The 7557-nt window shown below is 66.5% G+C and carries 5 protein-coding genes and 1 pseudogene; 3 read left to right on the forward strand and 3 right to left on the reverse strand.

The genetic code is table 11. The annotated features are described in order from the left end of the window. Positions 1–8: 8 nt before the first annotated feature. The 3 genes from AX735_RS11560 to AX735_RS11570 form a co-directional block, all read right to left on the reverse strand. The gene (locus tag AX735_RS11560; protein WP_066280137.1) at positions 9–2432 is read right to left on the reverse strand and encodes a YbcC family protein; all 2424 of its coding nucleotides are present in this window, start codon (positions 2430–2432) and stop codon (positions 9–11) included. Positions 2433–2463: 31 nt separating this feature from the next. After that, a complete protein-coding gene (locus AX735_RS11565) occupies positions 2464–4023 on the reverse strand; it encodes a proton-conducting transporter transmembrane domain-containing protein (RefSeq protein WP_066280145.1) in 1560 nt (519 codons plus the stop codon). Positions 4024–4137: 114 nt separating this feature from the next. Further along, on the reverse strand, positions 4138–5019 hold the full coding sequence (locus tag AX735_RS11570; RefSeq protein WP_066280149.1) for a LysR family transcriptional regulator: 882 nt from the start codon (positions 5017–5019) through the stop codon (positions 4138–4140). A 124-nt stretch (positions 5020–5143) separates the two neighbouring features. On the opposite strand from AX735_RS11570, the gene AX735_RS11575 reads away from it, so the two are divergent. The 3 genes and pseudogenes from AX735_RS11575 to AX735_RS11585 form a co-directional block, all read left to right on the forward strand. Further along, the gene (locus AX735_RS11575) at positions 5144–6349 is read left to right on the forward strand and encodes a hypothetical protein (protein ID WP_066280151.1); all 1206 of its coding nucleotides are present in this window, start codon (positions 5144–5146) and stop codon (positions 6347–6349) included. 1 nt (position 6350) lies between these two features. Next, a complete protein-coding gene (locus AX735_RS11580; protein WP_060979319.1) occupies positions 6351–6731 on the forward strand; it encodes an ArsR/SmtB family transcription factor in 381 nt (126 codons plus the stop codon). Positions 6732–6775: 44 nt separating this feature from the next. Continuing rightward, positions 6776–7557, forward strand: a pseudogene (locus AX735_RS11585) (peptidase M20); the annotation flags it as partial.

Here is a 7557-nt window from a genome sequence, read left to right on the forward strand (position 1 = left end):
GCGCTCGATCAGGCAGCCAGATCACGCTCCATCATGGTCTGGCCCTGGCCGTCCACCCGCTCCCATTGCAGGTTGCCGGTATAGCGCCAAGCCAGCTCGCCGGCGGCGTTGAGCGCGAACAGATGCAACCAGCGATTGTCGAACAGCGCGCGCACGCCTTCATGCCGTTCGAGGATCGCGGTCATCGCCTCGACCGGTGCCTCGATGCACACCGAAAGCCGCAGCGGTTCGTGCACCAGATCGCTGCCGTCGTGCACCGATTGCCAGGGCAAGCCTGCACGCAGCGTGCCGCCATTGCCCTCGACCACGCCGATGCCGCCGGTGACATTGTGGATCAGCTTGTTGCCGCCGCCAAAGACGTGCGGCGCGACCGATGATCCATAATATTGCAGGCTGATCCAGCTGGCGACCACGACCGGCGCGGTCATGATCAGTTCGAGCACGCCAAAGCCTTCGTCCTGCTGCCACTGATAGTCATGCAGGAAGGCGCGACCTTCCAGGCTCTTGCCGCTGGTACGGCTGCGCGGTGCCGCGATAAAGGCCTTGCACCCGGCGAGCGCCCATTCGGGGCGGATCTCCGCCCAGTCGCGGCTGCGCTTGGCGACGTCGGCCGCTCCATCGGCGCGGGGCAGGCGCAGCGCCCGTTCGCCGCGTGCGACAAGGCCGGCGCTCGCCAGCAAACCCCTGGCCTGGTCTATCGCGTTCGCATGGGCAGGCGAGGGGTGATCGCCGTCATAGATCAGCACATTGTCGGTGGTGGTGTCGTGCAAGCCTGCAAGGAACAATGTGGTCGACGGAACGATGATGCCATTGCTCGCCAGGCCGCCACGCACCGCCGGTTCATTGAGTAGGCTGGCCAGCAGCCGCGCATTGACCTCGCCCGAATAGCCGCCGCACGCACCGCAATGCAGCCCGCTGGCGTGGGGATTGTTGACCACGTTCGCGCCATGACCGACGAGCAGCACCAGCGGTGCGAAATCCTGTGTCAGGGACATTGCGCGCAGCACCGCAGTGGCCGCGTCGATCTTGTCGGCCAGGCTCAGCGCCGGGTCGGGGCGCGGCATCGGATCGTTGGGCAGACTTGTCTTTTTCAGGGCGAAACTGTCGCGCATCAGCTTGCCCAGATAGACCGGGCCCGCCGCCTCGACAAAGGCGAAGCTCGATACGGCCGCCAGTTTGAACCGGCCCCAGGCGCGCTTGGCACGCGACCGGTAGCGGGCGGCGCGGTCGACGTCCTCCAGTTCGGCCCCGCCCGAGCTGGTGGTCAGCTTCGGGTTGAGCAGCACCGGCAGCCGGTGCTCATGGACGTCCGAGGCAAAGCGACGATGCGACGCGCCGAGCCCGAAAAAGCCGGCAAAGCCGAGCGTCTGGATCGACGGGTCGAGCGCTTCGAGTGCGCGGCGAAAGACCTCGGAGCGCACGTCGATGCAGAAGGCAGCCTGCAATGCGGGCGGCACTGCGGCGCTGCTTGCCGGAGCTGCGGCGAGCGTCTCCCCGATCGCCCGCTGGCCTGCCCGTTCGGCGGCTTCCTGCAGGATGGCGTCGATGATCTGATCGGCATCGGGCGCAACCGGAGCGGAATGCGCGGCCACCACATCCTGCCAGGCTTCGTGGATCGGGCTGCGATACTGCGCCAGCAGCGCATCTTCCCACATCAGGCGGATGCACAGCAGATCGGTGAGCGTGCTGTCCTGCTGACCGGCCAGCTCGGCCTGCCACAGCCGGTAGCGGCCGACCTGGGCCCAGCCGCCCAGTGTCATCAGCAGCGCGTGAAAATAGGTGGGCATCGCCGCGTCAGGCAGACCCAGCCGGGCGGTGCTGGCGGCGAGCGCATCGGCTGCGCTGTCGGGCGCATCGGCGACGAACCGGGCAAAGCCCTTGAGGCCGGCGATCTCGGGGGTCAGATCGTGGGTGGCGACATCCTGCCAGGCGCGAAAGGCGGATTTGCCCTGCGGTGCGGCCCACAAGGCCTGGCCCTCATCGCTCCATCCAGCGATCCAGTGGCCCAAGCGCTCGGCGATGATCGCAGGCCAGTCGATGCCCGAGACGCGTGCGGCGAGATCGGCGATCGTGGGCAGCGGGTCCTTGCGGACATGCGGGCGCTGCGCGGCGAGCTTGAGCTCGGCGACGCTCGCGGGGCACGGCGATGCGGTGCAGGCGGCGAGCGCGGCGGCCAGATCGCCATCGGTGATCGATCCATTGCCGATCCGCTCGCGATACCAGCTACGCGCCATCGTGGCCGGCGCATCGCTCACCCGTGCGAGCAGCGCTGCGGTGGTAGCGAGGTCGAGCCCGGCCTGGCCGAGATAGGGGTTCACGGCCACGCTCGAGGCGAGCGGCCAGACCGGCGGAATGGCGCGCGCGGCAGCGTCGGCGATCGGCGCGATGTCTGCGGCGGTCGGTTTGGGCTTGGTCAGGCTGTCCTTCGTCATGGCAAACTCCTTGGAAAATCGTATCTTGTGGTCAACGCGACCGCTTCAGGGTCCAGCCGCCGAGCATGCGGTCGAACAGCGCGTTGGCGTAAAGGCCGTTGGAAAGGTGGACCCTGAGGCCCGCCGCCGCCGGGTGATAGGCCCAGAGCGGGAACATCGACTGGGCGATGGCAACCAGCCCGAAGCTGACCACCGCCAGGATCATCAGCACCCATTCGAGCGGTCCGGGGGCGGGCGTTGCGGGCAGGGGGCCAAGCAGAAGCGCATCGGCAACGTGGTGCAGCGCGAAATAGCCGAGCGAGGCTGCGAGCGAATATACGACCATCCGGCGCATCAGAGGGACGGGAGCGGCGCCAGCGAGACCCTGGGCCAGCAGATAGGCGATGCCGAAGATCAGGATGGCACCCAGCGCGATCGACTGGGGCGAGGTATCCTGAAAGCGGAAGGCAAAGCCGATGGCGACATAGATGGCGAGCGCGGCGAGGAACGCGCCGGTCACCGCCTTGGCACCCGGAATGGCAACGGGACCCGGCCGCCGCAGCGCCGCGATCCGCTCGACCGCGCCACCCGAGGCAAGGAAGCTGTGCGCCTTGTAGAGCGAGTGCGCGATGATGTGCAGCATCGCCAGCGGGAACAGCGCCAGGCCGCACTGCATGATCATGAAGCCCATCTGCGCGACGGTGGACCAGGCGAGCGAGGTCTTGACCGCAGGCTGGGTGAGCATCACCAGCCCGCCGAACACCGCAGTGAAGCCGCCGATCATCACCAATCCCGCCATGATCGCGGGCGACAGCAGCAGGACATCGGCAAAGCGGATGAGCAGGAAGCCGCCCGCGTTGATGACGCCTGCATGCAGCAGCGCCGAGACCGGGGTCGGTGCTTCCATCACCTCGGTCAACCAGCCGTGCAGCGGGAACTGCGCCGACTTGATGACGGCGGCGAGCGCCAGGCCGAACACCGCAAAGCGGATCGTGGTGCCGCTTTCACCGCCGCGTGCGCTATCGAGGATGGCGGCGATATCGCCAGTACCATAGATCCAGAACAGCAGCGCCGCCGATCCGAGCAGCGCGACATCGGCGATGCGTGCCGTGATATATTTCTTGCGCGCGGCGCGGCGTGCAGCAGCGCGATCGGGATAGAAGAGCAGCAGCTTGTGCAGGCACAGGCTGGTGGCGATCCAGAACAGCACCAGTTGCAAGAGATTGCCCGACAGCGCGAACAGCAGCACGCTGGCCAGTGTGAAGCTCAGCGAGGCCTTGAAATGCGCGCGGCGCGGTTCGTCGCCCAGATAGGTGCGCGAATAGCGCAGCACGACCCAGCCGACAAAACTGACCAGGATCGTCACCGGCAGGCTGACGGCGTCGAGCCGGACGGAAAGCCCCAGATGCTGCCAGACCAGCAGTTCGGAGGTGACCGGTCCTGCGGTGATCAGCTGCACCAGCGCCGCGATGGCGAGGCCAAGACAGGCGAGCAGGGCGGCTTCCAGCGCTCGTCCCGTCAGGCGGGCATGGCGGTCGCCTGCGAACAGGGCGATACCACCCAATCCGGTGAATGCGGCGATCCCGATTGTCAGGGCAAGGGCGATATCCATCGTCTTTCCGTCTCCGTATGGCCCCGGTAAGGGCGCGCGTGTCGCAAACGGATACGGACGAACGATCGATACGGAAAATTCAATGAAATAAAGATTTGGTTCTGAAATTCCGAACTAGGCGATTTTGGCGATCTCCAGCAGCTGATCGACCAGGGGGTGCGGAAAGCGCCGTGACTGGGTCATCGCGTAGAAGGATTCGGTCAGGCCGGGGATCGGCATGATGTCGTGCAGGCTGCCGATATTGAGCTCGTCGCGCACCACGATCGGCGGCACCACGCCCACCCCGGTTCCGGCTCGCAGCAACAGGCGCAGCATTGCCATGTCATCGGCCTCGGCGATGATATTGGGCAGGATGCCGAGGCGATCGACCAGCAGGTCGAAATCGGCGCGAACCCCGGAATCCGTAGCGGGAACCACCAGTCGCATGGTCATCAGCAACTCGCGCAGCGGGGTGCGGGAGACATCGACCTTTTGCGGGCCGATCAGGCTCACCGGAATCTGGTCGACCAGGTGCGCGACCCAGTTTGTGCCACTGTCGCGAAAGGGCAGGCGGTTGGTCAGCAGCACGTCGAGCTCGTGCGCCTCGAGCGCCTTGACCAGGTCGCGCAGCGAGCCCGAACGGATCACCATGTGCACGTCGTCGCGGCCGACCATGGGCGCCAGGAAGCGCATCTGGAAATTGCGCGACAGGGTCGAGAGCGCCCCGACACGCAGATGCCTTCGGCTGCTGCCGCTGCCGCCGGCAAAGGTCGCCATCATCTCGTTCGCGGTCTCGAACATGCTGTCGGCATAGTTCAGCGCGACGCGCCCCGCTTCGGTCAGTTCGAGCCGCCGTCCGCGACGCTCAAACAGTTGATGGCCAATGTTTTCTTCCAGCAGCTTGATCTGGGTCGACAGCGCGGATTGCGAGACGTTGAGCCGCCGCGCGGCGTTGGTGAGATTGCCGTCATGCGCCACCGCATGGAAATAGCGCAGATGCTTGAAATTGAGGTGCATCGCAGTCCACTCCGCCAGGCAGTTCGCATTAATCGAACGATTGGACGTTTTTATTGAATTTCCGCGATGTGCGCAATGCGTTTAGTCAGCAGTCCAAGCCCAGACGCTCGCAAAGGCCCTTTCGATGGAAACACTGCCCGAACAGCCTAACCTTCCCCTTCGCTCGCTTGCGGTCGCACAAGCGGGCGTTGCCCCTGACCGGATCCCCGCAGTTCAATCCGGTCAGGGGCTTTCCACCGGCCCGCGTCCTGCGCTCAGCCTGGTCGACGGATCGCAACTGCTGCTGGCGGAGCAGGCCGAGCCGGTGCCGCAGGACTGGCGCGATGCGCTGGCGCGGCTCGCTGCATGGCTCGAACTCGATGTGCAGCATGTCTCGGCGCGGCCGGTCGGTGCGCTTCGCCAGGTTGCCGCATGGGCCGCGCCGCACCGGGCCGCAAAGGCCGCGCTCCAGTTTCACCCCTGGCAGAACGTGTCGCCTGTCGCCTTTCAGGCGGGGGGCCATGCCATGCTGCCGCGGGTCGATTGGGTTGCAAGCTATCTGCAGGATCAGGGCACCGGCAAGCCGCTCAAGGCGAGCACGCTCGATGTGATGCTGATGTCGCCCCACCCGGCCGCCTGTGCTCTCGATGCCGATTGCGATGCTCCCATGCCGCGCGCGGAAACCCTGCAGGCGATGCTCCAGGCTGCGCTTGCCGAGGGGCGCCAGCGGATCGGCATCGTCGTCGATGCCCAGCGCCGCAACGCACTGGTGCGCCAGCTGCTGGTCTCGGGACGCGTCGCGACGCGCGACCAGCAGGAAATCGAGATTCTGCCGATCGAGGATGCGCTGTGCCATCTTGTCCGCCATGCCGGGCGCTGGGATGCGATCATCGTGCTGCCCGAACTGCGCAGCCTGGTGTTTGCGATGCTCGCCGAACTCAGCGGCATCTGGACCCCCTGGCCGATGCTGTGGCATCGGCGCGGGGTCAGCATGATCACCGGCGAGGTGCTCGACGAGGCGGATGGCACGCTGCCGCTCAACGCGCCCTTGCTGGTGCAGGCACTCGCGCTGGCTGCGCACCATGCTGGCCTTGGCCATGCCGCTCAGCGGCTGATGCAGGGCGCCGTGCGGCTGTGGGATTGCGGCATCATCACCCCCGGCCGGGGTTCCGTCGCGCCGTATGTCACCGAGGTGACCGACGGCGAATTCATTCACCAGCTCTGTCGCGGCGGCGAGCAGCGTTCGCGCGCCCGCTCGTCGTGGCGCGCCATTCCTGCGGCAGCACTGGCCCCGTCGCCGCGCCAGCCGCGTCCTTCCCTTCGGCTCGTTGCCGCCAATGGAGACCAATAAGATGCCCAGCCGCAAGATCGTTGCCCATGAACTCGCCACCGTGCTGCGCCAGATTTCTCACCCGGACCGCATCCGCCTGATCCAGAAGCTGCGGATCGGCGACCAGACGGTGAACGAGATGGCCGCCGCGCTCGACATTACCCCGACGCGGCTGTCGCAGCATCTCGCCGTGCTGCGCGCGCTGGGGCTGGTAGAGATCGAGAGCTTCGCGCAGAGCCGGGTCTATCGCCTGACCCAGCCACAGCTTGCCTTGTGGCTGATCGACGGAATCGACTTCATCGCGCACCGCATCGGCAAGGTAAGCGAGAGCGACGTGCAGCGCGCCAAGCAGCTGTGGGAAGAAGATTCGCTCGAACCGGTGGACACGGCAAAGGCGGCCTGAACCTGATCGCTTGCGCTAAGAAGGTGCGGCGTTAAGACGGGTCCATGCTGAAACATATCCTGTTCGCCGCCGCCGCCATCGGCGCGCTCGCCGCTCCCGTCCATGCCCAGACCAAGATGACCGTCGATGCCGATCGGCTGGTCGAAACGGTCCGCACGCTCGCATCGGACACGTTCGAGGGGCGCGCCCCCGGCACGCGCGGCGAGGAGCGGACGCTCGGCTATCTGATCGCGCGCCTCGAGGCGCTGGGGCTGGAACCGGCCGGCCCTGACGGCCAGTGGCTGCAAAAGGTGCCGCTGCTGCACACCAAGCTGCAGGCGCCCCGCACCCTCGACTTTGCAACGCCCGGCGGCACGGTTGCGCCGAAGCTGGCCGAGGACATCTATCTCTCGACCATCCGCCCCGAAGACGCCGCGCGCGTCGCCAACGCACCGCTGGTGTTCGTCGGCTATGGCGTGAAGGCGCCCGAGCGCGGCTGGGACGATTTCAAGGGCGCGGACCTCAAGGGCAAGGTCGCGGTGTTCCTGATCAACGATCCCGATTTCATCGCCAAGCCCGGCGAACCAGCGGCGGGCAAGTTCGGCGACCGGACGATGACCTATTATGGCCGCTGGACCTACAAGTTCGAGGAAGCTGCACGCCAGGGCGCGGTCGCCGCGCTGATCGTCCATAATGCGGCGGGCGTCGGCTATGGCTGGAACGTCGTCATCAGCCCCGGCGGCGAGAATTATGACATCGTTCGCGCGCCCGATGCGCTTACCAGCGTGCGATTGCAGGGCTGGCTCTCGGCGGACATGTCGGCGCGGCTGTTCGCGGCGGCGGGGCT

Origin of the sequence: Blastomonas sp. CCH1-A6, from assembly GCF_001556365.1 — a bacterium.
Lineage (GTDB): Bacteria > Pseudomonadota > Alphaproteobacteria > Sphingomonadales > Sphingomonadaceae > Blastomonas > Blastomonas ursincola.

Bases quoted from the DNA above. Each gene is read 5' to 3' on its own strand.
- AX735_RS11575 (WP_066280151.1), top strand. From the start codon at position 5,144: ATGGAAACACTGCCCGAACAGCCTAACCTTCCCCTTCGCTCGCTTGCG.
- AX735_RS11560 (WP_066280137.1), bottom strand. From the start codon at position 2,432: ATGACGAAGGACAGCCTGACCAAGCCCAAACCGACCGCCGCAGACATC.
- AX735_RS11565 (WP_066280145.1), bottom strand. From the start codon at position 4,023: ATGGATATCGCCCTTGCCCTGACAATCGGGATCGCCGCATTCACCGGA.
- AX735_RS11580 (WP_060979319.1), top strand. From the start codon at position 6,351: ATGCCCAGCCGCAAGATCGTTGCCCATGAACTCGCCACCGTGCTGCGC.
- AX735_RS11570 (WP_066280149.1), bottom strand. From the start codon at position 5,019: ATGCACCTCAATTTCAAGCATCTGCGCTATTTCCATGCGGTGGCGCAT.